Here is a 21,924-nt window from a genome sequence, read left to right as displayed (position 1 = left end):
ATGGATTTTCTCCCAGGCCGAGCCTTATCCCCAATCGCGCTTGCGCTGTCGTCTCCGACGAATGACCAAGAAAATCACGCTCAGCACACAGACCGCGATGCCGATGAAGAATGGCCAAGTTGCGAGAACATCGTAGGTCGTCTGGGATTCTTCCCACCCGGAGTCCTGCGATCCAACCGTGCAAGTGATCGAAGGAGGAAACACGGAGCCGGTGAGTTGACCACCGTATTCGAGCGGCTGCCCCGGTGGAGGTTGCGGACACAAGTCGGAACTGAAGAAGTCCCCCTGCTTTAACCTCGACAGGCTGAGCCCATGCAGGATCATAGAAAGCACTACGATCATAAGCCCGAAGGATAATGTGATTCCTGTCCAATGTCGCTTCAACCAACTCATCGCGCAGCTCTCTTAACCGACTTCATCATCCTCGCCCAATGCCCTGTGGTCGCTTGCTCGCGAACTCGTCCCAAGAGAAATAGGCAGGAGTCTTCCAGCCACGCTTCTTGTTAAGGAGGAGCATGTCAGTATCCCCTCCCATGTTCTTCTCGCTCCAGGTATTTCCTGGCTCTAGTCACTAGCCGGAAATTTGGACCGCCATGACTGCAGATCAATTCATAGTGGGTGAAGAATCCAACTCGCCATTCACGAATTTGTGCATTTGAGAGGCTTCTCTAGTGCACAATTCGTCATTTCCCGCATGAAATAGCTCTCCCAGCGCAGCCCCAGGCCACCTCTCCGGAAGCAGGCGCCCCGGCAATTGCGGGTCAGTCCGTGTCAGAGTCAGCCAGTCGAAGTGGAGCTCAACACGCTTGACTAGCGCTTCTATCGGCGACAGTGACTCAGGATCTACAGCACGCCACTTCTCGCCAAACGCCTCATAGTCGGCAGCCAACGCCTCCAAGTCGAACGCGCTGACAAGCATTTCATCAGTGGTCGGGGGCTGCGGCTCGCCATAGACAGCAATTGGGGAGATCTCGGATTGCTCCGGCCCCAGTATCGTGGCAACATCATGCGGTCCTGGCGCGACCCAAGGGCCGCCGTCCACCTGAGCGAAGCCAGCCCACGACAGGCGCGACGCCATCTGGTGCCTTAGCGTCCGCTTCGACTCTGGCACCTGGACACGCACGAAGGTCCACCTTCCGTCCCAATCCTGTGGCTGCCAACCGGCGAACATCTTCTCCTGGCCCTCGCGCAGAATCGTCCGGCCTCGGTCAGAGAGCGTATAGAAGGTCTTGCGACCCTCCTTGTGCCGCACGATGAACTTCTTTGCCGTCATCCGCTGGAGCACCGACCTCGAAGCCGACTCCCCTACCCCGAGCTTGCCCATGACGAAGACGATCGAGGCACCACTGAGCGGCCTGGGGTCATCGAGCATGTGCAGGCCGGCGAGCGCGAAGAAGAGTGACTGAGGCTGAACCGTCATGCCCTTACTTTACGGTCTCCGGCCGACCGCGAACGATGCATGTATCGCAATTCATTGACGTGACAACATTGTGTTGCATAGTATCGATGCGGGCCCGGTCAGCGACGATCGGGCTTCCTCCCCCAGCACGCACCGCAACCATCCAAGCCACACAATCAGCGAGGATCACATGGCTTCCACGAAATCGCCAGAGAAATCGACACCGATGCTCAAACGAGCAGCCGCCTCGGCGTATCTGGGCAGTGTCATCGAGTACTACGACTTCTTCGTCTACTCCGTCTGCGCCGCACTCGTCTTCAAAGACGTCTTCTTCTCCAACCTCACCCCAGCAGTCGGCACACTGGCCAGCCTGGCGACCTTCGCCACCGGCTACCTCGCCCGTCCCCTGGGCGGCATCATCTTCGGCCACTTCGGCGACAAGCTGGGCCGCAAACGCATGCTCGTCCTCAGCATGTTCACCATCGGCATCGCCTCGACCGCAATCGGCCTGCTGCCCACCTACGACCAGGCCGGACTCATCGCGCCGGTCCTCCTCATCCTCATCCGCGTCATCCAGGGTGTCGCCATCGGCGGCGAATGGGGCGGCGCCATGCTCATGTCCGCCGAGCACGCCACCAAGAACCGCGGCTTCTGGGCCAGCTTCACCAGCGCCGGAGCACCCACCGGCCAATTGGTCTCCGCACTCGTCATCGCCGGCACTCTGGCAGCCATGGGCCCGGATGCCTTCATCGCCTGGGGTTGGCGCCTGCCCTTCCTCGCCTCAGTCATCCTGCTCATCGTCGGCGTCATCGTCCGCTCCGCCGTCGACGAATCACCGGAGTTCCTCGCCGCGAAGAAGCGCACACCGAAGCGTGGCATCCCGATCATCGCGACCCTGCGCAAGCAGCCGCTCACCCTGTTGCTCGCGGTCGGCGTGGGCCTGTCCGCGTTCATGTTCCAGGGTCTGCTCACCACCTACTCCATCGCCTACGGCGTGCAGATCGGCATCGAACGACAGACGATTCTCAACGCCCTGTCCTTCTCCTCCTTCTTCGCGATCTTCGGCATTATCGGCTGGTCCCGCCTCTCCGACACAATCGGACGCCGACCACTCGTCATCGCCGGTGCCGTGCTCATCGCCGTTTGGGGCTTCGCCCTCTTCCCCATGCTGGAGACGAAGAACGGTCTCATCATCACCATCGGCATGGTCATCGGCCAGGGCGTCATCCACCCGATGATCTACGGCCCACTGGCAGGCCTCTACTCGGAGCTCTTCGACACCGAGCACCGCTACACCGGTGCCTCGCTGGGCTACCAGATCGCCGGCATCGGCGCGGGCATCTCACCCGTCCTCTTTGCTGCCATTCTGAATTCGACCGGTTCGCCGTCGACCATTCCGCTCTCCATCGTCATCCTCATCGTCGCCGCCATCAGCATCTTCTGCATCTGGCGCCTGGGAGAGACGAAATCACGGACCCTGTCCGAACAGAACTTCGCCGAGACTCCAGCTGCCACCGGCACCGCATCGGCGACCGACACCCCACCAGCAGCCATGGAAGGACCGATTCCTTGACCTTCACCCACCCCAGCATGGCCCGGCTCTCCGAACGCCAGGCCATCGACTACGGCGAGAAGACCGCGATCACCTTCGCCGGCATCGACTACTCCTACGTCCAGATGCACGAACGCACGCTGACCCGTGCTGCCGATCTCCATGCACGTGGCATTCGCCGAGGTGACCGGGTGGCCTACCTCGGACCCAACCACCCAGCGCTCATCGAAGTCCTGCTGGCCTGCCTGCGCCTGGGAGCCATCTTCATCCCTCTCAACTGGCGCCTGGCCCCGGCCGAACTCGACTATCAACTGTCCAATGCCGAGGTGTCCCTGCTCATCATCGCCCCCGAGCATGCCGCGACCGCCGAGGGATTGAGCGTCGACGTCGCCCGGGACACGGTGGACTGGGACCCGGCGGCCACCTCGGCGACGGTGCCTGTCGTCCCTGCGGCCGAGGTCACCGGTGACGAACCGGCGTTCCTGCTCTTCACCTCCGGGACCACGGGACGGCCGAAGGGCGCGGTGCTCACGCATGCGAACCTGCTGTGGAACTCCTTCAACCTCCTCCTCAACTCCGATCTCACCGCCGCCGACGTCACGCTGGTCACCGCTCCCCTCTTCCACGTCATCGGCCTCGACCAGCAGGTGATGACCAGCTACCTGCGCGGTTCGCGCATGCTCCTCGAGTCCAAGTGGAACGTGGACCGGGCCTTCGATGCCATCGAGCACGAGGGGCTGACCTGGATGGCCGGTGTGACGACCATGTTCGCCGATATGCTCCAGTCGCCGAGGTGGGAGAGCGCTGACCTGTCATCGCTGAGGTTCGTCAACTCCGGTGGCGCCCCGATCCCTGTCTCCCTGATCCAGGAGTATCAGGCGAAGGACATCATGTTCTGCCAGGGCTACGGACTCACCGAGACCTCCCCCGGCTGCACCTTCCTGCCCGCAGCGTTCGCCCTGGACAAGGCAGGCTCGGCAGGACGGGCCGTGCCGTTCACCGAGGTCGAGGTCCGCGATGCCTCTGGCAACGCCTGCTCGGCGGGAGTCAACGGTGAGATCGTCGTTCGCGGGCCCAATGTCACCAGCGGCTATTGGAACAACCAGGCCGCCACGGATGCTGCGTTCTCCCCCGGCGGCTGGTTCCACACCGGCGACATCGGCTACCTCGACGCCGACGGATTCCTCTTCATCGTCGACCGGCTCAAAGATATGTTCATCTCCGGTGGAGAGAACGTCTACCCCGCCGAGGTGGAATCCAGCCTCTTCGACCACCCAGCAGTCGCCGAGGCCGCCGTCGTCGCCGCGGCCGATGAGCGCTGGGGCGAGGTCGGACACGCATTCATCGTCGTCTCCGCCGAGGCTGGCTCGCAGCCGCCGAGCGCTGCCAAACTGCGCGACTTCCTTCTGACCCGCCTGGCCAAGTACAAGGTTCCGCAGTACTTCGACTTCGTCGAGTCCCTGCCACGCACCGGCTCCGGAAAAGTCCACAAGGTCTCCCTGCGCACCACCGGCGGACTCGGCGCCCACGCGAACACCAGCAGCTCAGACCCCGCCACCTCGAATACTGACAACTCAGCACCAGCTGCACCACCAAAGGACAACGCATGACCGACCTCCCCACCACCCACCTCACCAACGCCCCCGACGGTGACGGCAGCTCCACGCAGCCGACCACCGTCGACATCTCGGACACCCTGCGCTTCACAGCCGAGGGCGACATCGGCATCCTCACCCTCGATCGCCCCGCCAAGCGCAACGCACTGGATGATGCGACGGTGGCCAGCCTCGGCGAGTTCTTCCGCACTCCGCCCGAGGTCTCCGCGATCATCCTCAACTCCACCGGCGATCACTTCTGCGCCGGCCTCGACCTGTCCGAGATGGCCGAACGCGACGCCGTGGCAGGCCTCCACCACTCGCGCGGCTGGCACACGACGATGAACCGGATCACCGAATCCCAGATCCCCGTCGTCGCGGTCCTCCAGGGCGGAGTCATCGGCGGCGGACTCGAACTCGCCTCGGCCGCTCATCTGCGCGTGGCCGATGAATCCGCGTACTTCGCTTTGCCCGAGGGCAAGCGCGGCCTCTTCGTCGGCGGCGGTGCCTCTGTCCGCGTCCCCCGCCTCATCGGACTGTCCCGCGTCCAGGACATGATGCTCACCGGGCGTCGCTTCAACGCCGCTGAGGCGGAGTCCATCGGACTCGTCAACTACCGAGTCGGCGCCGGTGAAGGTTTGGCCAAGGCCCGTGAACTGGCCGCTTCGATCGCTTCGAACTCCCCGGTAACGAACTATGCGATCACCCAGGCGCTGCCGCGCATCGTCGAATCCGGCCGCGACGAGGGCTACATGATGGAGTCCCTCATGGCCACCGTCGCCCAGTCGAGCACCGAGGCCAAGGACCTCATGCGCGCCTTTCTCGACGGCTCCGGCCCCAAAGTGAACAAGTGAGAGGAGCTGACATGTCGACAATCATCCGCGAGGTTCCCTCCGACGCTCTCGAGACCAGCCGGATCGGTGACTTCCTCGGCTGGGTCAATGCCAAGTTCGGTTACTCGTTCACCGGCTGGGATGAGCTCTATACCTGGTCGATCACCGACATCGAGGACTTCTGGAAATCAGTCTGGGAGTACTTCGGTGTCCAGTCCCACACCCCGTACACCTCGGTGCTCGAGGAGCGGGTCATGCCGCACGCGCGCTGGTTCACCGGTGCAACGCTCAACTACGCCGAACACTCATTCGGCACTCCCGAACAGGCCGACGACGTGGCCGTGACCGCGGTGTCCCAGACCCGCGAGGACCCCACGCTGACGTTCGCGCAGCTGCGCGCCGAGGTGGCCCGTGTCCGTGCCGGGCTCGTGTCCTTGGGTGTGAAGAAGGGTGACCGCGTCATCGGGTATCTGCCCAACCAGCCCGAGGCACTCGTCGCGTTCCTCGCCACGGCAAGCATCGGCGCAATCTGGGCCAGCTGCGCCCCCGAATTCGGCACCCAGTCCGTCATCGACCGCTTCAGCCAGGTCGAGCCGACAGTGCTGCTGGCGATCTCCGGGTACATGTACGGCAACAAGGCCGTCGACCGCACCGGCGAACTCGCCGAGGTGGTCGCCGCCCTCCCCAGCCTGACCCACCTCGTGACCGTTGGCTACGGGGACTTCAGCCTCGACAAAAACTCACGCGAGGCGTTCACGTCCGGGTCGGGACTCGAGCACGCGATCGACGTCGTCGACTATGCGGGACTCGGGGCAACCTCGGCGAGCGCGGATGGTGGAGCCACCTCGGCGGAATTGGAATTCGAACCTGTGCCGTTCGACCATCCTCTGTTCATCCTCTTCTCCTCGGGCACGACGGGCAAGCCGAAGGCCATCGTCCACAGCCATGGCGGCATCCTGCTCGAGACGTTGAAGAACCACGCCCTGCACTTCGACCTGGGGCCCGGCAGCCAGTTCTGCTGGTTCTCCACGACCGCGTGGATGATGTGGAACACCCTCGTCGGCGGGCTGCTCCTCGGCTCGGGCATCGTCATGATCGACGGCAACCCGAACTACCCGGACCCGAAGGAACTCTGGCGCATCGCCGCGAACACGAAGGCCACGCTCATGGGTGTGGCGCCCGGGGCGATCATGTCCGCGCGCAAGGCCGGGTTCAACCCCACCGAGGAGTTCGACCTGTCCGCGGTCTCCCAGTTCGGAGCCGCCGGTGCACCACTGCCCGCCGAGGGCTACGAGTGGGTCATGGACCAATTCGGCCAGGGCGTGCTGCTCAACGTAGGCTGCGGCGGCACCGATGTGTGCACCGGCATCCTCCAGGCATCCCCGCTGACCCCGGTCTACTCCGGTGAGATGTCGGGAGTCTCCCTTGGGTTCGCCGCCACCGCCTTCGACGCGTCAGGCAACGAAGTTCGTGATGACCTGGGAGAACTCGTCTTCACCCAGCCGGTGCCATCGATGCCAGTGACGTTCTGGGGCCCCGAGGGTGATGTCCGCTATGAGGCTGCGTACTTCGACAAATACCCCGGCGTCTGGCGCCACGGCGACTGGGCACGGTTCACCACCGACGGTGGGGTCGTGGTCACCGGACGCTCGGACGCCACGCTCAATCGGGGCGGGGTGCGGTTGGGCACCGCGGACTTCTACTCGGTCCTCGACACCTTCGCCGAGGTGTCCGATGCCCTGGTCATCCACCTTGAGGATCCCGATGGCGGGATGGGCGAGCTCGTCCTCTTCGTCCAGACCGAGGACGGGGTGTCGTTCACTGACGCGTTGTCCGCGCGGATTAGGACCGAGCTGAAGTCACGCCTGTCCCCCAGGCATGCACCGGACGAGGTTGTGCCGGTGACCCGGATTCCGCTGGGGCGCACGGGCAAGAAACTCGAGGTCCCGGTCAAACGCATAGTCCAGGGGGCGACCGCCGAGTCGGTGGCGAGCGCCGGGGCTTTGCAGGATCCGCGGTCACTCGACGAGTATGTGGACTACGCGAAGGCACGGAAGGCGAAGGTGGACGCATGAGTGAGACGCTCACAGTCGCGATCCTCGGCACCGGTGTCATCGGTGCTGCGTGGGCGACGGGATTCCTCGCCACCGGGCACACGGTCACCGCCTTCGACCCGGCCGAGGGCGCCGAAGCCAGGTTGCGCTCCCAGGTCGAGGCCAACCTTAAGGTGACCGGGGAAGCTGACATCACCTCGGCGATGGAGCGCCTGCACTTCGCAGGTTCCTTGACCGAGTCGGTCAGTGATGCTGATTTCGTCCAGGAGAACGGCCCCGAGCGCCTCGATATCAAGCAGTCCATGCTCGCCGAGACTGACGCCGCAGCGCCCGCTTCTGCGATCATCGCCTCCTCAACCTCCGGGTTCGCACCGAGCGAGCTGGCGGCCACAGCAACGAAGAATCCGGAGCGGATCGTCGTCGGACACCCGTTCAACCCGGCGCATTTGGTTCCCCTCGTCGAACTCGTGCCGACACCGGCCACTCCCGCCGAGGTGGTCGAGCGCGGCTTGGAGATCTACCGATCGATCGGGAAGAAGCCGATCCTCGTGCGCGCGGAACTGCCCGGACACGTCACGAACCGTCTGCAGGCGGCCCTGTGGCAGGAGGCGTATTCGCTCGTCGACCGTGGCATGGTCTCGGTCGAGGACATCGATACGGCGATCTCCTACGGGCCCGGTCTGCGCTGGGCGATCCTCGGTCCCCTCGTGCAGCAGGGACTTTCCGGAGGACCGGGAGGGATGCGGCATGTGCTCGAGCATCTCGGGCCACCGCAGGAGGTGTGGATGCGTGACTTGGGGCAGGTCCGCCTCGGCGAGGAATTGACGGACAAGCTCGTCGCCGGTGTCGACGATGAACTCGAGGGCAAGGATCCGGTGCTCATGGCCAAGCAGCGCGACGAGATGCTGCTCGAACTCATCGCCCTCAAACGCAAGTACGGAGAGCTGCCGTAGAGCCAGCCACGCACGACTACTGTGCCGACGATCTCACTACCGGAAGGACACACGTGATCTACCAACCCAATATCGACCTCTCGAAGGTCACCGCGATCGACGTGCACACGCATGTCGAGGCCGATGACCACCAGCACACTTCACTGGATCGGGAACTCCTCGACGCCTCGGCGGGGTACTTCAAGGCCCCGGTCCCCCGCACACCCACGGTCGATGACCTCGCCGCCTACTACCGGGAGCGGAACATGGCAGCCGTGATCTTCACCGTCGACGCGAGGACCGCGCTGGGTGATCATCCCCCAGTGTCGTCGGAGATGATCGCGGAGAAGGCCGCCGAACACAACGACGTCCTCATCCCCTTCGGTTCCGTCGATCCCCTCAACACCGCCGAGGCGATCGCGCGGATCCACGATCTTGCGAGTAACTACGGGGTCAGGGGCATGAAGTTCCACCCCAGCCTGCAGGGATTCGACCCCAGCGACCGCACGTACTACCCGATCTACGAAGCCTGCGCAGAACACGGATTGGTCACGCTCTTCCACACCGGGCAGACCGGAATCGGTGCCGGACTTCCCGGCGGACGCGGCATCAAAATGCGCTACTCCGACCCGATGCTCCTCGACGATGTGGCCGCGGACTTCCCCACGCTGACGATGATCCTCGCGCACCCATCCGTGCCCTGGGCCGATGCGTCGATCTCGATCGCCACGCACAAGGCCAACGTGTTCATCGACCTCTCCGGATGGTCACCGAAGTACTTCCCACCACAGCTGACTCGCGCCATCGGCTCGATGCTGAAGACGAAGACGCTCTTCGGCTCCGACTTCCCCCTCATCACCCCCGAACGCTGGATCAACGACTTCGAGGGCCTGGGCATCAAGGAGGAAGCCGTGCCGCTGATCATGAAGGACAACGCTGTGCGGGTGCTGGGGCTGTGAGGATTTCATTGTCTAATGCCGTGCCATAGAGGAAAATCGCAGTATGGACAGCACGCCCGAATCCATCGACGATTGGGACGGTCGGCTGAGGGCGGCGACGTCGGTGAAGTGGTGGCTTTTGCCGACCAAGCGGCCTGGGAATAGGCACATTGGCCGAGCGCCTTGACGTGACGCGACAGACACCTCCCATATAAGCGTTCATTGATATAGTTGAAATTGAACAGATTGGCCCTGAGCTACCAATGGCCGGTTGCACTTCTCCCCCTGTGAAGAGGTCTTAGAACTGGCGGTAGCGGCCAATTGTTCTCTGCTTGCTCTATGAGGAGGAACTATGAAGGTCAATGCTGCAGTCGCTACAGCGCCACAGACGGATTTGGACATCCGCGAACTCACCCTCGACGAACCCCATGCTGACGAAATCACGGTTCGCATGGTCGCTTCCGGTGTCTGCCACACCGACGCGATCGTCCGCGACCAGTGGTACCCCACTCCCCTTCCTGCCGTGCTCGGACACGAAGGCTCGGGAATCGTCGAAGCTGTCGGTGCCGATGTCGTCGATCTCAAGGTGGGCGACAAAGTTGTTCTGGCTCCTGCGTCCTGCGGAGTTTGCGAGAACTGCACCGCCGGACACCCCCAGTACTGCGTCGAGTTCTACGACCTTAACTTCGGCGGCAGCAGGAAAGACGGAAGCAAGATGTTCGATGACAACGGCAGCCCCGTGTCCTCGAACTTCTTCGGACAGTCCTCGTTCGCTACCGCCTCGAACGTCCGCGCTCGCAACGCCGTGAAGGTCGATGACGATGCTCCGGTCGAACTCCTCGGCCCCTTGGGCTGCGGCATCATGACCGGATCCGGCGCAGTCCTCAACGTGCTCAAGCCCTCACCGGGCGAGTCCATCGCGGTGTTCGGCACAGGTGCCGTTGGACTGGCCGGTATGCTCGCGGCCAAAGCCGCCGGCGCCACGACGATCATCATGGTCGACATCATCCCGTCACGCCTCGAATTCGCGAAGGAACTCGGCGCAACCCACGTCGTCAACTCCAAGGAAACCGACCCGGTGGAGGCCATCCGCGAGATCACCGGCGGCCGCGGCGTCAGTTACGCGCTCGACACCACAGGCGTGCCACAGGTGTTCTCACAGATGACCAAGTCGCTGGCTCTGCGCGGCCACGGCGCACTCGTTGGCGCAGCAAAGCTCGGCACCGAAGCTCCTTTCGATATCGGGACGCTGCTGACCAGCGGCATCAACGTTTCGATGGTCGTTGAAGGCGATGCCTTGCCTCGCGAGTTCATCCCCAAGCTGATCTCGCTGCACGAGCGTGGAATGTTCCCGTTCGACAAGCTCGTCAAGACCTACGATTTCAAGGACATCAACCAGGCGTTCGCCGACAGCGAGTCAGGCTCGACGATCAAACCCATCATTGTCTACTGACCTGAGCTACTTGGTTTAAGGGGCCTTACCCCGAATCTATAGCTGAATGGGAGTGGGGAATCTCAACCGAGGTTCCCCGCTCCCAGCTCTATGCCACCGCATTATGTCGCGCGTAGACTCGACATGACTTCCCACTCCATCGCGAAGGGTGATCATCGTGCCGATCGAAGACGGTATCCGCAACGCCACTAAGAATCTCGACAAAGCTGCCGAAGCGGCACCAACCTCGGAAGTCGCCGATGCAGACGATTTCGGCGTGAAGGACAACACTGCTGAGACACACGGGGACGCGGAGAACCACACGACCGGCGACGAGCCCACTTCCGGCGTCGAGGATCAGCACGACGACTCCGGCGACGGAGACGACTCCCGCGACTGATAGGTCGTGGTGAGGTCAGAACTGGATCCCACGCGTCAACGCACCGTCAATCAGGAGATTCGCTCCTGAGGTTCGGCTCGACAGCGGGCTCGACAGGAAGACAACGCTCGCCGCTGTCTCCTCGGGTGTACCCATACGACCTGTCGGGTTGAGCCCCATCGCCTGAGCGAACAACTCGGGATCGCTCTTCTCGATCCCCGGCCACACACCATCTTGGTGATAGGTGTTGCCCGGTGACACCGTATTCACTCTGATGCCCTTGTCTGCCAGGCTCAGCGCCAGCCCGGCCATGTAGCCGATGATCGCGGACTTCATCGTTCCGTAAGGTCCGGACGCGAAGTCCGCCTCACGTCCCGAGACACTCGAGATGGAGATCAGGGAGGCGACCTCGCTGTTCTCCAGGTACGGGAGCACAGCTTTGGACAAGTGGACCGTTCCCATCATGTCGACGTTGAATGACTCATGCCAGTTCTCTTCGGTGTCAGGGATCGCCAGTGCGCTCACGCTGTTGACGACCATGTCTATTTCGCCGAATTCCGAAGCTGTGGCTTCAACCCACGCCCTCAGTGCGTCCCCGTCTCTGACGTCGAGGACGGTGCCGATGACCCGCGCATTCGCGGACAGGGAGTCCTCCACCTCGGCGACTTCCGCTGCATTCCGTGCGCAGAAGGCCACATTGGCGCCTTCTGCATGGAACGCCTCGACGATGGCACGCCCGATTCCGCGCGTGCCTCCGGTGACCATCGCTGTCTTCCCACCGATCTTCAAGTCCACGGCGGTCCCCTCTCCTCTGTGCCTCGCAGTTGCTACATCAACGACCGTGCACGCTCGCGCAGGTCCGCGTGGATTCCGCCGAAGGCGCTGCGCTGCGGCAGAAGATCCTTCGACACCTTCGTCACGACGCTGTAGTTGGTGTCGACGACGTTGGCGACCGGCACCAGGGAGATCTGCGTCAGCAGCTGGTAGGCATCCATCGTCTCCAATTCAAAGAGTTCGCTGAGCCAATGGATCATCTGCACCTGCGAGATTCTCCAGGAATCTTCCATCGGCCGTGAGGATCCGACGATCATCCAGTGACTGTCGTTCTCCAGTCGCGGCCAAACGGGTCCACCTCCCTTGATGAGGTCGACGATGACGGTTGAGTTCATGGCCCCTTCGACCGCGGTCCCGCACGCCTCTCCCTCGCCTTGCCGGTAGTGGCCGTCTCCGAGGGAGAACATCGCTCCGTCGACGTTGACGTTGAAGTAGGCGGTGGTGCCGACCTTCATCTCAGGGGTGTCCATGTTGCCGCCGAACCGTTCGGGCGTCAGCGAGGAGAACACCTCGCTGCCGGCCGGAGCCACACCGACGGTGCCCAACATCGGTTCGAGGGGCAGAGCCAGCTCAAAATCGCCGCGTCGTGTCTGAAATCCCACCGTCTGTGCTGCCGAATCGATCTCGTAGATCCACACAGCCTCGGGCAGGGCATCGTGGAGAAGGCTGGTCCGGTCAGTCATGGTCAATCCGCCGAAGAACGGGATCGTGGCAGAGGCACCCCAACTTCGGGCCGGAGTCAGCTCCACAATATGAACGGCCAGTGTGTCTCCCGGTTCGGCTCCTTCGATATAGAACGGACCCGTTTGGGGATTGAGGATTCGTGGATCAAGCTTGCTGCTGGGCACATCCGATTTCGAGGTGATCGCATTGTTGAATGCGTCCTCGGACCACAGTCTCAGTGCTGTGCCGGGCTGGATTGTTGCGGCGGGTGCTGCACCGCCGAAGGTGTAGACGAACTGATCACGCTGAGGAACAAAGTCGACGACGTCCATACCTGATGCTACGTGATCTGCGTCATAGAGCCAATGGGTGTCCAGCGCCAGTTATTCACAATGGTTCGATATTCGTTATTCGCTTGTTTCCATGTCGGTACTTTGAAGCGTCTAAACTCATCTGTGATGGTTGTCGATTCGCGTACGACGCCTGATGGTCCGATCGGCCTTTCCCCCGGTCCTGACCGATTCCAGGCGCAGAGTAAGGGATGGCTTACTCGGGCAACCTCAATTTGGGCACTTGCGACTGCTTTTGTCGTGGTGGCCATCGCCGCCGCTGGGCCCTTGCGGGTCTATGACTACCTACTCAACCGACGGTGGCTCTATCTCTTCAATCCTGATCTGGTCTGGTTCGCACAGAATGTTCTGGATCGCATTGCCGGCCAGGCCGTCTGTCTGCCCGTCTTGGCAATCGTGGCGATTGTGCTTGCTCGCCAAAACCAGTCGTGGCGGCCCATTGGTTTCGCTTTGGCGACCGAGGCGGCGTTCTACCTCGGCGTCGGCAGCCTGAAGGTGTTGCTGGCTCGGCCGTCGACAACTCTGCACGATCCGAGGTTCTTCCAGGGAGGGCTCCTCGACGTCGGCAACCGCGGCATCAGCTTCCCCTCCGGTCACGCCGCCGAGGCGGTGCTCATCTATGGTGCGGCCGTCTACCTGATCGCCCACTACAGCAATGCCTCCCAACGACTCGTGCGCATACTGACTTGGGTCGTGGTGGCCATCAGCGTCAACTCCGTGGTGGTCTCGTTCCTCCTCGGTTGGCATTGGGCCACCGACCTCATCGCCGGACTCATCGCAGGCGGTCTGTTCCTGCGCATCCTGGTCGAGTGCGACAGACGTCTGCGCAGGCGGGCAGAACAGCAGGAGACCATCGCACTGGCCTCACGGTGATCCCACCGACGAGGTGACTATCTGTGATTCTTCGAGCCAGCGTTCTCGAGTGACTGACTGAGCTTCAGCCCCCGCTTTGCCCAGTCGATCTCAGATCGTGCGCGGGCGGCCAGTCCTTCGTAGGCGAACTTCTTGTAGGCGATCGTCTCTTCACGATCTTCATCGGCTGTGACCGCCAGGCGACGGTTGAGCATGGGCGATTCGAGAGCCTCGATGGTGGCGATCTCGTCCTCCCATACCTTCAGCTCTGTTTGCCAGTGATTGATGTGTTCGTTGAGGAAGGCGTAGACCGCATCCTGATCGGCTGACTCGAGGTAGGCGGCTCTCAGGTGGGCGGCATCGCGGGTGCGTTGGTACTTCAGCGGACCGTTCATCCAGTCTGTAAAGGCACGCTCCCCTGCCTCGGTGACGTGATAGACGCGGCGCATGCCCGCGGAGCCGCGAGTCTGCTCCTCGGCGATGATGAGCTCTTCGCTCGCCATCTTCCGCAACTCCGGGTAGATCTGAGAGTCGGGTGCATGCCACACATGGCCGACGGAATGGGAGAACTGCTTCTGCAGCTCGTAGCCGGACATCGGGCCGATGCGCAGCAGGGCCAGCAGAGCGCTTCGGAGACTCATCGTGGTTCCTATTCTGTGAATCAGCGAGGGGGTTCGGGCGCACTGCCCGAACCCCCTCAGACTACAACTCTCAGACGTCTTGGCCGGTGCGCCATCCGCCACGGTAGGTCTGGCGTGCAACCGTCGAATACGGAACGGGGCTGACGACGACGCCGACCTCGGTCTGCTCGTGCTTCTCCACCGATGCCTTCGAGGTGCCGCCATCGGGTTCGCCCCAGACGACCTTGAGCTCAGCGCCCTCGGGAACATCAGGATTGACCGTGGCCAAGGACAGACCTCGGCGCTCATTGGCTGAGTAGCCGGTGAACATCGAGAAGCCGACGACATTGCCATCGGCGTCGACGACGGAGTCGTAGTTCGCCGAACCGTAGTTGGCCAAGGGCAGGTCGAAGTACTTGTAATTCGGTCCATCGACATTGAGCGGGGAGGCCAGCACTTCACCCAGGTCGTCGGCGTCCCAGGCCAGGGTCACCTTCTTGCGCTGCGCTGCGGGATCCATGGCTTCCAGTGCGCTGCGGCCGATGAAGTCGTGGTCGAACTTCACGAACGATCCGTAGCCAAGCTCCCATGGGGTCAGGTAGTAGTCCTCGATATTGTCGGAGACGAACGATCCCGCCAGTGTGCCCGTGGCTTCGTAGCTGTCGGCGCCGAGCCATTCGCGGTAGCCGCGCTCGGCTTCTCCGGAGTAGATGGCCGGCAGCGGCGATGGGATCCATCCCGACTCCAGCGTGTTCGATGGGTAGGCCCGCGCACCGACGGGCAGCAGACCGAACTCGGCACCAGCCTCGACGATGGCATCCCTGATCACGTCATGGTCCTCATAGGGTCCCCAGATCTCGAGACCCGGGGCTCCGGCCATGCCGTGGCGCAGGGTGCGAACCTGCTTGCCAGCGATGGACATGGTCGACATGTTGAAGAATTTCAGCTTCTCCAGCTCGCCGCCGTTGAGCTTTTCGATGATCGCCCAAGCATTGGGGCCCTGGATCTGGAAGCGGTAGTAGCGGCGGCTGACGGCGTGACCGTAGGGCCGTGATGGGGACCTGCGGTCGACCTCGATGTCGAGGTTCGAGTAGCCGCCGGTCTCACCGTGGTAGAGCAGCCAGTTCGATGCCGGCGAGCGACCCACGTAGACGTACTCATCTTCGGCTTCATGGAAGAGGATGCCGTCGCCGATGACGTGGCCAGATGCTGTGGTGGGCACGTACTGCTTGGCCTTGTTCACGGCGAACTTCGCCACGGAGTTGATCGCGGTGTCGGAGATCAGCTTGATGGCGTCGGAGCCTTTGAGGAACACGTTGTCCATGTGGTGCGACTGGTCGTAGAGGACAGCGGTCTCACGCCAGGCCTTCTGCTCCTTGATCCAGTTGGTGAAGTCGGCGGGGACGACCGGATAGATGTAGGACCCGATCTGCGAATTGCGCAGATGGTCGACGGCGTTGGTCGAATCGAGGATCTGCTGGAGATTGTCGGTCATGGTCGATGAACCTCTCTGTTCTTATCTCTGTGTGACTGCCGTTTATGCTTGTGCGGTGAAATCTTGGACCCACTCGGCCGTTGCCTCGAGTCCGCCGAAGGTGTAGAAGTGAGTCTTGACCCCTGAGGACGCCGAGGTGATGGATTCGTAAGAGGACAGATCCTTGAGGAACCTGTCCGGCCCGGCAGTGCCCAAGAGGTTCGTCAGCGAGAACCCGTACTTCTTCGCGATTCCCGCGCTGGTGCCCACGCCGAAACGGCGGGCAAAGCCCAGGAGTCGCTTGATGCCTGCAGGTCCGGGGGTGCCGATGCGAAGATCTGCCTCGATACCGCGGCCGCGCACTTCATGGACCCAGGCCACAACCGCCTCGGCGTCGAAGGCGAACTGGGTGAGCACGACCTGGCCCATTCCCTGCTCTGCCAGGGAAGCGCTCTTGGCCTCCATGTGCTCCCAGAGGGTGTCCGTGCCGATATCGGGATGGCCCTCGGGGTAGCCGGCGATTCCCACTTCGGTCACGCCGTATTCCTGCAGAAGGCCGGTGCGAATGACCGAGAGCGAATCCGAGTAGGGGCCTTCGGGACTCGCAGGGTCTCCCCCGACGACGAAGACATGGTCACTGGCCCCGGCCTGCTGCAGCGCATCGAGGAATTCGCGCAGCTCGGTCTCTGACTTCAGCCTGCGGGCCGAGATGTGAGGGACGGGTACGAACCCGAGCTCGAGGACTTCCTTGGCGGCCTCGACTCGCATCTGAAGATTCTCGTTGCCGAGGAAGGTGACGTTGACGCGTGTTCCCTGTGGAATCGCATGGGCGGCCTGCTGGAGGCTGGGGACGTCTTTGCCCGTCATCTCCAGGGAGAAGTCGTCGAGCACCTGGGTTGCGGTCGTTGCCTCCACTTGGTGGTTCCTTTCATGAACACTGCGGTGGGTTCTTGGAATCACTATAGGCATAGGCATTTGCCTATGTCCATAGGTAAACCATTGCCCGAGACTCGCGCCGCTGATACTGTGCTGATCGTCACGCTTTACCTATCGTCATAGGTATCCCGCAATGATGCGGGTGCTTATCTCACCACAGAATCGGAGTATGCGGTGGACCTGCGCGAACGAATCAACACCTCACGGATGTCGGCCTATCAATGGCTGATCGTCGGCATCTGCACCCTCCTCAACGCACTGGATGGCTACGACGTCCTGGCGATCTCCTTCTCTTCGAACCAGGTCACCGAGGAATTCGGGCTCTCGGGGACAGCACTCGGGCTCGTTATGAGTGCGGCGCTTCTGGGTATGGCGATCGGCGCTCTGGTCTTGGGTCCGGTTGCGGACCGGATCGGGCGACGGAACATGACGATTGTGGCTCTCGTCGTCAATATGTGCGGTCTCTTCCTCTCCGCCACCGCCACCTCGGCGGCTCAGCTGGGCATCTGGCGCGTCGTCACAGGACTGGGAATCGGCGGCATCCTCGTGGGCACCAATGTCATCTGCGCGGAATACGCCACTCGCAAACGTCGCGGCTTGGTCATCAGCATCTACACCGCCGGCTACGGCATCGGCGCAGCACTCGGCGGGTCTGTCATGATCTCGCTCATCGCCACGTCAGGCTGGAGGTCGGTCTTCGTCCTGGGCGGAATCATGGCCTCGATCTCCCTGGTTCTCGTCTTGCTGCTCATTCCCGAATCGCCGTCCTATCTCTACAATCGGCGACCCGAGAACGCGCTGAAGAAGCTCGGCGTGATTGCCCGCAGGCTCGGTCACAGCGATCCGGTTGACCTCTCCGGCACCCCCGTCGTCGAAAACGGCGAATCGGGCGACACCGGAATCATGTCACTGTTCAACCGTCGCAACCGGCGGGTCACCGTCGTCGTCTGGGCAACGTTCTTCATCGTGATGTTCGGCTTCTACTTCGTGAACTCGTGGACCCCACGTCTGATGAATGAAACAGGGCTGACCGACACTTTGTCGATGGTCGTCACCGTCGGACTGACCTTGGGCGGGGCCATCGGCTCGGTCGTCTTCGGACTCTTCACCTCACGCTGGTCGACACGATCGGTGCTGATGTGCTTCTCCGTGCTGGCCGCGATCCTCATGGCCGTCTTCATCTTCACGGCGCACTGGATTGCGCTCGTCGTCATCGTCGGTGTCCTGGTGGGCATGTTCAGCAACGGCTGCATCGCCGGTCTCTACGTCCTGACCCCGCAGTCCTACTCGTCGTCACTGCGCTCGACCGGCGTGGGCTGGGGTATCGGCATCGGCCGTTTCGGCGCAATCATCGCCCCGACCGCCACAGGTGCTCTGCTCGATGGTGGGTGGAGCCCGCAGGCGATCTACGTCTTCGTCGGCGTTATTCTGCTCCTGGCCGCCGTCGTGCTGATGGGTATGCGCGGAGTCGATGTCGAAGCGAACCGTCGCCCAGTCTCCAGGGAGACTGCAGCGGCGTGACGGTCAGGTCATAGGCCCGGCGTCTGTGACACTGGATAGCGCGAGTGGAGTTGGCAGGTGTCAGTGGACCTGGAAGATATCGATGCGCACGCCGTTGGGGCTGCGGACACCGGAGCCGATGAACAGGACGTCGCTGAGCCAAGCGTAGGGACTGTCCCGGTCGGCGCTCAATCGTGGAACGCAGCGAAAGTAGATTCGCGCGGGGTCGACCTGTTCGCCGTTCATCAGCTTGTTCAGATCGCTGCTGCTGCCGGTGCGTAGCGCCCGGTTCTCGACGAGGATGTGGTGTCCATCGTCGGTCTTCAGCACGTAGTCGGCGGCAAGGTAGGCCACGGTGTCGCTGGGGTACTGCTGGAAGTCGGCGCCAGCGTCGAGCACCTCACCGCTGAGTCCCGGGCCTGAGACCTTTCCGCCGCGGATCGGGACGACCTTGCGCAGGCCGTCAACCGTGGTGCCGATGGTGATCGGTGCGTCGACAGCGACGTCGATGGTCGCGAGGAAGGTCAGCTCCGGAGGGGTGATTTCACTCAAAGATGGTGCGGACGGTGCGCCGGAGTCTGAGTCGTCGAACTTCTCGGATGGCTGGGTCAATGGTTCGTCTCCTCGGGATCGCTGACGGCGGCACTCACAGTGGTCTTGACGTGAGCGTATACCGTCAGCGCTTGTCGAATCGCTGTCCAGCGGGATTGCTCGACAGCAGGAAGAGAACGAACAACGTGATCGAGCCCAAAATTGGGACGAGCCCGAGAAGAACGAACCACCCGCTCAAGCCCACGTCATGGAGCCTGCGCACGCTGAGACTGATGGTGGGCAGAATCGTCGCGAGAAAGTACACCAGCAGAAACGTACCGATCAGCCCTGCCCCTCTGCTGACTTCGGTGATGACACCACCGAAGTGACTCACCCCGGCTGTCGTGATCTGGGTGGCCCCGGCCAACGCCCCACCCACGCCGTAGACAACGGTGCTGAGCAGCACGATCCACCAGTATTCGCTGCGGCTTGCTCGCCCGAAGAACACCGCGTACTTACAGAAGTAACGCCGTATCGCTGCGACCGGTGAAGCACCCGGAAGCGGAGTGTAAGCACCCAGCAGAGTACTGTCAGCAGTCGCCTGCACAAGCGTGCTCGCATAGTCCCGTGGAACGGAGAGGTGAGTCATATATAAACATTACAAGCAGGGTTGTCGTGTGACGTGGGAAACACGATCAAATTCTTCGGCCGTTCGACGAAGTTCGTGCAAAGTTCACGTGCGGTGTTCATGTGCAACTGCCAGAGCTCCATCCGATTGGAGAGCAGAAGGTGTGGGTCCACACGATGCCGACCAGATACGGCCCCGTGCGGGGAATGACGCTCAGCGCCGAGGCGATCATCGGGGACAGGCCTGCACCCAGGGCCCGCCGCAGACCGGGACGACCTTCCGCAAGCGCTCAACCGTGGTGCCGATGGTGATCGGTGCGTCCACATCAACGTCGATGGTCGCCAAGTCGGACAGTTCCGGCGGCCGTTCACACGTCGAAGTCGGAGCAGCCTTCGCGGGCCTGGTCGAGTGTTGTGGGCAGGCCTTCGTAGTCCAGCTGCGAACCACCTTTGACAAGCTCAAAACCGGTCTCTTCCAGCCCTGCATCTACAGGATCATTTGTGCCGCCTGCGCCCCCGCCGAATAGCGAACCTGCGGTCATGATTTCGTTCAGCGCTGTGTCTTGTCCGAATTTCGGCGGTGCCGATTCCCATGAAGTCTCATCGGGATACTTCTTGAGGGTCTTTTCAACGAGCTTGCACCCGTAGATGATCTGACCCTTGGCCGAGGTGTCCGTCGTGGAAGGAACACCCGAGGAATCCGTCGACAGATAGTCCTTGCAAGTGTCGATTGTCGAATCGACAAGAGTTGCGAATTCGTCTCTCTTCAAGGTGTTCACCGCACCGACAAGGTCTCGACCCAGATCCTGCAGCTCCTGGTTGACCGGGTCGCCCAGCGGAGAAGCACCACCGAGGAGACTTCCGGCAGACATCAGTTCGGAGAGCACTCGATCTTCACCCAAATCCAGCCGCGCTCCTTTCCAGGCCTGGCCATCCGGAAAGTCATTCTTGATCTTGTCGGTCAGCCGACACCCATAGGCGATCTGGTCTTCGACCGACATGCTTTCTGCTGTAGAGGGGTCCTTGCTCGAGCCCTGAGTGCCCTTGCTTGGGTCCTGAGCGGAGCCTTGGTCCGTGTTGTCGCTTGCAGCCGGAGCGCTGTCCGCCCCTCCCCCGTCATCTCCACCGGAACATCCGGTCAGCATCAGCGCGAGAGCGAAGACCGCAGCGCTGGTTCGTGCAATGGTCGCTCCTCGGCGATTGCGGGAATTCTGTGGGGAGTCGTCGAGACCGGTCTGCATGCATCGTCCTTCTTCTCAGGCGGCTTCACTGCCGATGTTGTGATCACTGATGCCGATTCTGCCATGAGGATGAGGCTCTCGGTTCTCCTGTCCCACAACACAGCTTTGCCACACAACATGAGCGCACGGCCACAACGGACCGATGTCTCGGCCTGTCGTGACAGTGCGCTCTTGTTATCGTTAGATCTCGTGCACCCGGTCAGTAGTGTCCTGGTGGATCACTGGCGGGGAAGGATTCGTCTTCCCATTCGTCGACCATCTTGTCGTCGTGGTCGTGACGGCTCTGCGCGGACTCGGAACGTTCAGCGGAACCCTCGGTCGCCTCGGCGGGGAAGGTTGAGGACTCGTCCTGCCCGTTCTCTGGCTGATGATTCTCAGACATGGCTGCACCTCCCCTCGGATGTCAGTGCTCGAACCTGGTATCACCATCATGCGCGCTCAAACACCTTTGCGATACGCCAAATCCAGGTTTTTCATGAACCGTTTCGAACACGTTGTCCACGATGACAGCACCGGCAGCGCCGTTACAGCCCACACCTGTCGTCGTTCGGAGTAGCATGAGGGCCACGTACGATCTGAGCAGAGCGAGGTGTTGAGACATGAACAATGATCAAGATCAGCAGAACAAGACCGAGAAGATCAATGAGAAGCTCGAAGAGGTGGGTTCGAAGGCCGTCGGCCCGAACGTCTCCTACGGTGCGACTCCCGGGTACGTCGAAGAACACCGTGAAGATGAAGCTCAGGCCGCTGCCGAGGGCGAAGGTGTGAAGCTCTACCGCAATCCGGACGGCTCACATGAGGCCGTCGACGAGTCCAAGGTCGATCCGGAGGCTGGCTCAAACGACTGAGACGGACTGCGCTATCAGCTTCACGTACAAGCCATATTGGATTTGCTGTAGCTGGCAGGAGGAGAGCCACGTTGTCTGAAACAGCACCGAACCAGCCGCCCGCCCGACACGTCATCCAGCCTGCAGCGAATCTCGCCCCACACTGCGACTTCGTTGTTAGCCCGTCTGCCACACCCACAGTTTTCGATCGCATCGAAATGATGAACCAGGAGCGCAACAAGGTGGGTCTGCCTCCTGTACAGGTGAACGTCACTCACTCGCACCAATCAGACCCCGATGACCCTATCTTCGTTATGCAGTCTGCCACCATCCGTGTGCAGGGTGCCTCCCAGCA

At 62.1% G+C, this 21,924-nt stretch carries 21 protein-coding genes; 11 read left to right on the top strand and 10 right to left on the bottom strand.

Annotation, left to right across the window (positions count from 1 at the left end; translation table 11 throughout):
- Positions 1 to 604: 604 nt before the first annotated feature.
- Complete coding sequence (locus PGC08_RS07240) at positions 605 to 1,420, bottom strand: PaaX family transcriptional regulator (RefSeq protein ID WP_096159540.1); 816 nt, start codon at positions 1,418 to 1,420, stop codon at positions 605 to 607.
- Positions 1,421 to 1,589: 169 nt separating this feature from the next.
- Between PGC08_RS07240 and PGC08_RS07235 the strand changes: the two genes are divergently transcribed.
- The 8 genes from PGC08_RS07235 (at position 1,590) to PGC08_RS07200 (ending at position 11,135) form a co-directional block, all read left to right on the top strand.
- Positions 1,590 to 2,972 carry an MFS transporter gene (locus tag PGC08_RS07235; RefSeq protein ID WP_096159541.1) on the top strand — a complete coding sequence of 461 codons (1,383 nt, stop codon included), beginning with the start codon at positions 1,590 to 1,592 and terminating at the stop codon, positions 2,970 to 2,972.
- A complete protein-coding gene (locus PGC08_RS07230; protein WP_271709841.1) occupies positions 2,969 to 4,561 on the top strand; it encodes an acyl-CoA synthetase in 1,593 nt (530 codons plus the stop codon). Before PGC08_RS07235 ends, PGC08_RS07230 begins: the two co-directional genes overlap by 4 nt.
- The gene (locus tag PGC08_RS07225) at positions 4,558 to 5,400 is read left to right on the top strand and encodes a crotonase/enoyl-CoA hydratase family protein (RefSeq protein ID WP_271709840.1); all 843 of its coding nucleotides are present in this window, start codon (positions 4,558 to 4,560) and stop codon (positions 5,398 to 5,400) included. Before PGC08_RS07230 ends, PGC08_RS07225 begins: the two co-directional genes overlap by 4 nt.
- Positions 5,401 to 5,411: 11 nt before the next feature.
- Positions 5,412 to 7,454, top strand: a complete 2,043-nt coding sequence (locus tag PGC08_RS07220; RefSeq protein ID WP_271709839.1) for an acetoacetate--CoA ligase — start codon at positions 5,412 to 5,414, stop codon at positions 7,452 to 7,454.
- Complete coding sequence (locus tag PGC08_RS07215; RefSeq protein WP_271709838.1) at positions 7,451 to 8,386, top strand: 3-hydroxyacyl-CoA dehydrogenase NAD-binding domain-containing protein; 936 nt, start codon at positions 7,451 to 7,453, stop codon at positions 8,384 to 8,386. The genes PGC08_RS07220 and PGC08_RS07215 overlap by 4 nt, the downstream gene beginning before the upstream one ends.
- A 53-nt stretch (positions 8,387 to 8,439) precedes the next feature.
- Entirely contained in the window at positions 8,440 to 9,324 is an 885-nt protein-coding gene (locus tag PGC08_RS07210) for an amidohydrolase family protein (RefSeq protein WP_271709837.1), read from the top strand.
- Positions 9,325 to 9,655: 331 nt separating this feature from the next.
- Positions 9,656 to 10,756: an NAD(P)-dependent alcohol dehydrogenase gene (locus tag PGC08_RS07205; protein WP_096159546.1), complete on the top strand. Its 1,101-nt coding sequence runs from the start codon at positions 9,656 to 9,658 to the stop codon at positions 10,754 to 10,756.
- Between the two features lie 157 nt (positions 10,757 to 10,913).
- Positions 10,914 to 11,135 (top strand): hypothetical protein, encoded by a 222-nt coding sequence (locus PGC08_RS07200; RefSeq protein ID WP_127362916.1) that lies wholly within the window; start codon positions 10,914 to 10,916, stop codon positions 11,133 to 11,135.
- A 15-nt stretch (positions 11,136 to 11,150) separates the two neighbouring features.
- Here the strand turns inward: PGC08_RS07200 and PGC08_RS07195 are convergent, their stop codons facing one another.
- Together PGC08_RS07195 and PGC08_RS07190 are read right to left on the bottom strand one after the other, a co-directional pair.
- On the bottom strand, positions 11,151 to 11,909 hold the full coding sequence (locus PGC08_RS07195; protein WP_271709836.1) for an SDR family NAD(P)-dependent oxidoreductase: 759 nt from the start codon (positions 11,907 to 11,909) through the stop codon (positions 11,151 to 11,153).
- A 32-nt stretch (positions 11,910 to 11,941) separates the two neighbouring features.
- Positions 11,942 to 12,943: an acetamidase/formamidase family protein gene (locus tag PGC08_RS07190; protein ID WP_096159549.1), complete on the bottom strand. Its 1,002-nt coding sequence runs from the start codon at positions 12,941 to 12,943 to the stop codon at positions 11,942 to 11,944.
- 258 nt (positions 12,944 to 13,201) lie between these two features.
- Between PGC08_RS07190 and PGC08_RS07185 the strand changes: the two genes are divergently transcribed.
- Entirely contained in the window at positions 13,202 to 13,834 is a 633-nt protein-coding gene (locus PGC08_RS07185) for a phosphatase PAP2 family protein (protein ID WP_271709835.1), read from the top strand.
- A gap of 17 nt (positions 13,835 to 13,851) precedes the next feature.
- Here PGC08_RS07185 and PGC08_RS07180 read toward each other — a convergent pair whose 3' ends face one another.
- From PGC08_RS07180 to PGC08_RS07170, 3 genes are all read right to left on the bottom strand, one after another.
- Positions 13,852 to 14,454: a PadR family transcriptional regulator gene (locus tag PGC08_RS07180; RefSeq protein WP_271709834.1), complete on the bottom strand. Its 603-nt coding sequence runs from the start codon at positions 14,452 to 14,454 to the stop codon at positions 13,852 to 13,854.
- Between the two features lie 70 nt (positions 14,455 to 14,524).
- The gene (gene ligM / locus PGC08_RS07175) at positions 14,525 to 15,928 is read right to left on the bottom strand and encodes a vanillate/3-O-methylgallate O-demethylase (protein ID WP_096159552.1); all 1,404 of its coding nucleotides are present in this window, start codon (positions 15,926 to 15,928) and stop codon (positions 14,525 to 14,527) included.
- A gap of 42 nt (positions 15,929 to 15,970) precedes the next feature.
- Positions 15,971 to 16,822 (bottom strand): methylenetetrahydrofolate reductase, encoded by an 852-nt coding sequence (locus tag PGC08_RS07170; protein ID WP_096161635.1) that lies wholly within the window; start codon positions 16,820 to 16,822, stop codon positions 15,971 to 15,973.
- Between the two features lie 195 nt (positions 16,823 to 17,017).
- On the opposite strand from PGC08_RS07170, the gene PGC08_RS07165 reads away from it, so the two are divergent.
- Positions 17,018 to 18,364 (top strand): MFS transporter, encoded by a 1,347-nt coding sequence (locus tag PGC08_RS07165; protein ID WP_096161634.1) that lies wholly within the window; start codon positions 17,018 to 17,020, stop codon positions 18,362 to 18,364.
- 60 nt (positions 18,365 to 18,424) lie between these two features.
- On the opposite strand, the gene PGC08_RS07160 is transcribed toward PGC08_RS07165, so the two are convergent.
- The 4 genes from PGC08_RS07160 to PGC08_RS07145 form a co-directional block, all read right to left on the bottom strand.
- Positions 18,425 to 18,955, bottom strand: a complete 531-nt coding sequence (locus tag PGC08_RS07160; protein WP_226824220.1) for a DUF3237 domain-containing protein — start codon at positions 18,953 to 18,955, stop codon at positions 18,425 to 18,427.
- Between the two features lie 64 nt (positions 18,956 to 19,019).
- On the bottom strand, positions 19,020 to 19,523 hold the full coding sequence (locus tag PGC08_RS07155) for a DUF805 domain-containing protein (protein ID WP_271709833.1): 504 nt from the start codon (positions 19,521 to 19,523) through the stop codon (positions 19,020 to 19,022).
- Positions 19,524 to 19,869: 346 nt separating this feature from the next.
- On the bottom strand, positions 19,870 to 20,742 hold the full coding sequence (locus PGC08_RS07150; protein WP_271709832.1) for a hypothetical protein: 873 nt from the start codon (positions 20,740 to 20,742) through the stop codon (positions 19,870 to 19,872).
- Between the two features lie 199 nt (positions 20,743 to 20,941).
- Entirely contained in the window at positions 20,942 to 21,124 is a 183-nt protein-coding gene (locus PGC08_RS07145; RefSeq protein ID WP_096161631.1) for a hypothetical protein, read from the bottom strand.
- Between the two features lie 217 nt (positions 21,125 to 21,341).
- On the opposite strand from PGC08_RS07145, the gene PGC08_RS07140 reads away from it, so the two are divergent.
- A complete protein-coding gene (locus tag PGC08_RS07140) occupies positions 21,342 to 21,590 on the top strand; it encodes a hypothetical protein (RefSeq protein WP_096161630.1) in 249 nt (82 codons plus the stop codon).
- Positions 21,591 to 21,924 lie beyond the last annotated feature (334 nt).

It is taken from the genome of Brevibacterium sp. BDJS002, from assembly GCF_028201555.1.
GTDB lineage: Bacteria > Actinomycetota > Actinomycetes > Actinomycetales > Brevibacteriaceae > Brevibacterium > Brevibacterium aurantiacum.
This window is presented reverse-complemented; position numbering and strand designations above follow the sequence as displayed.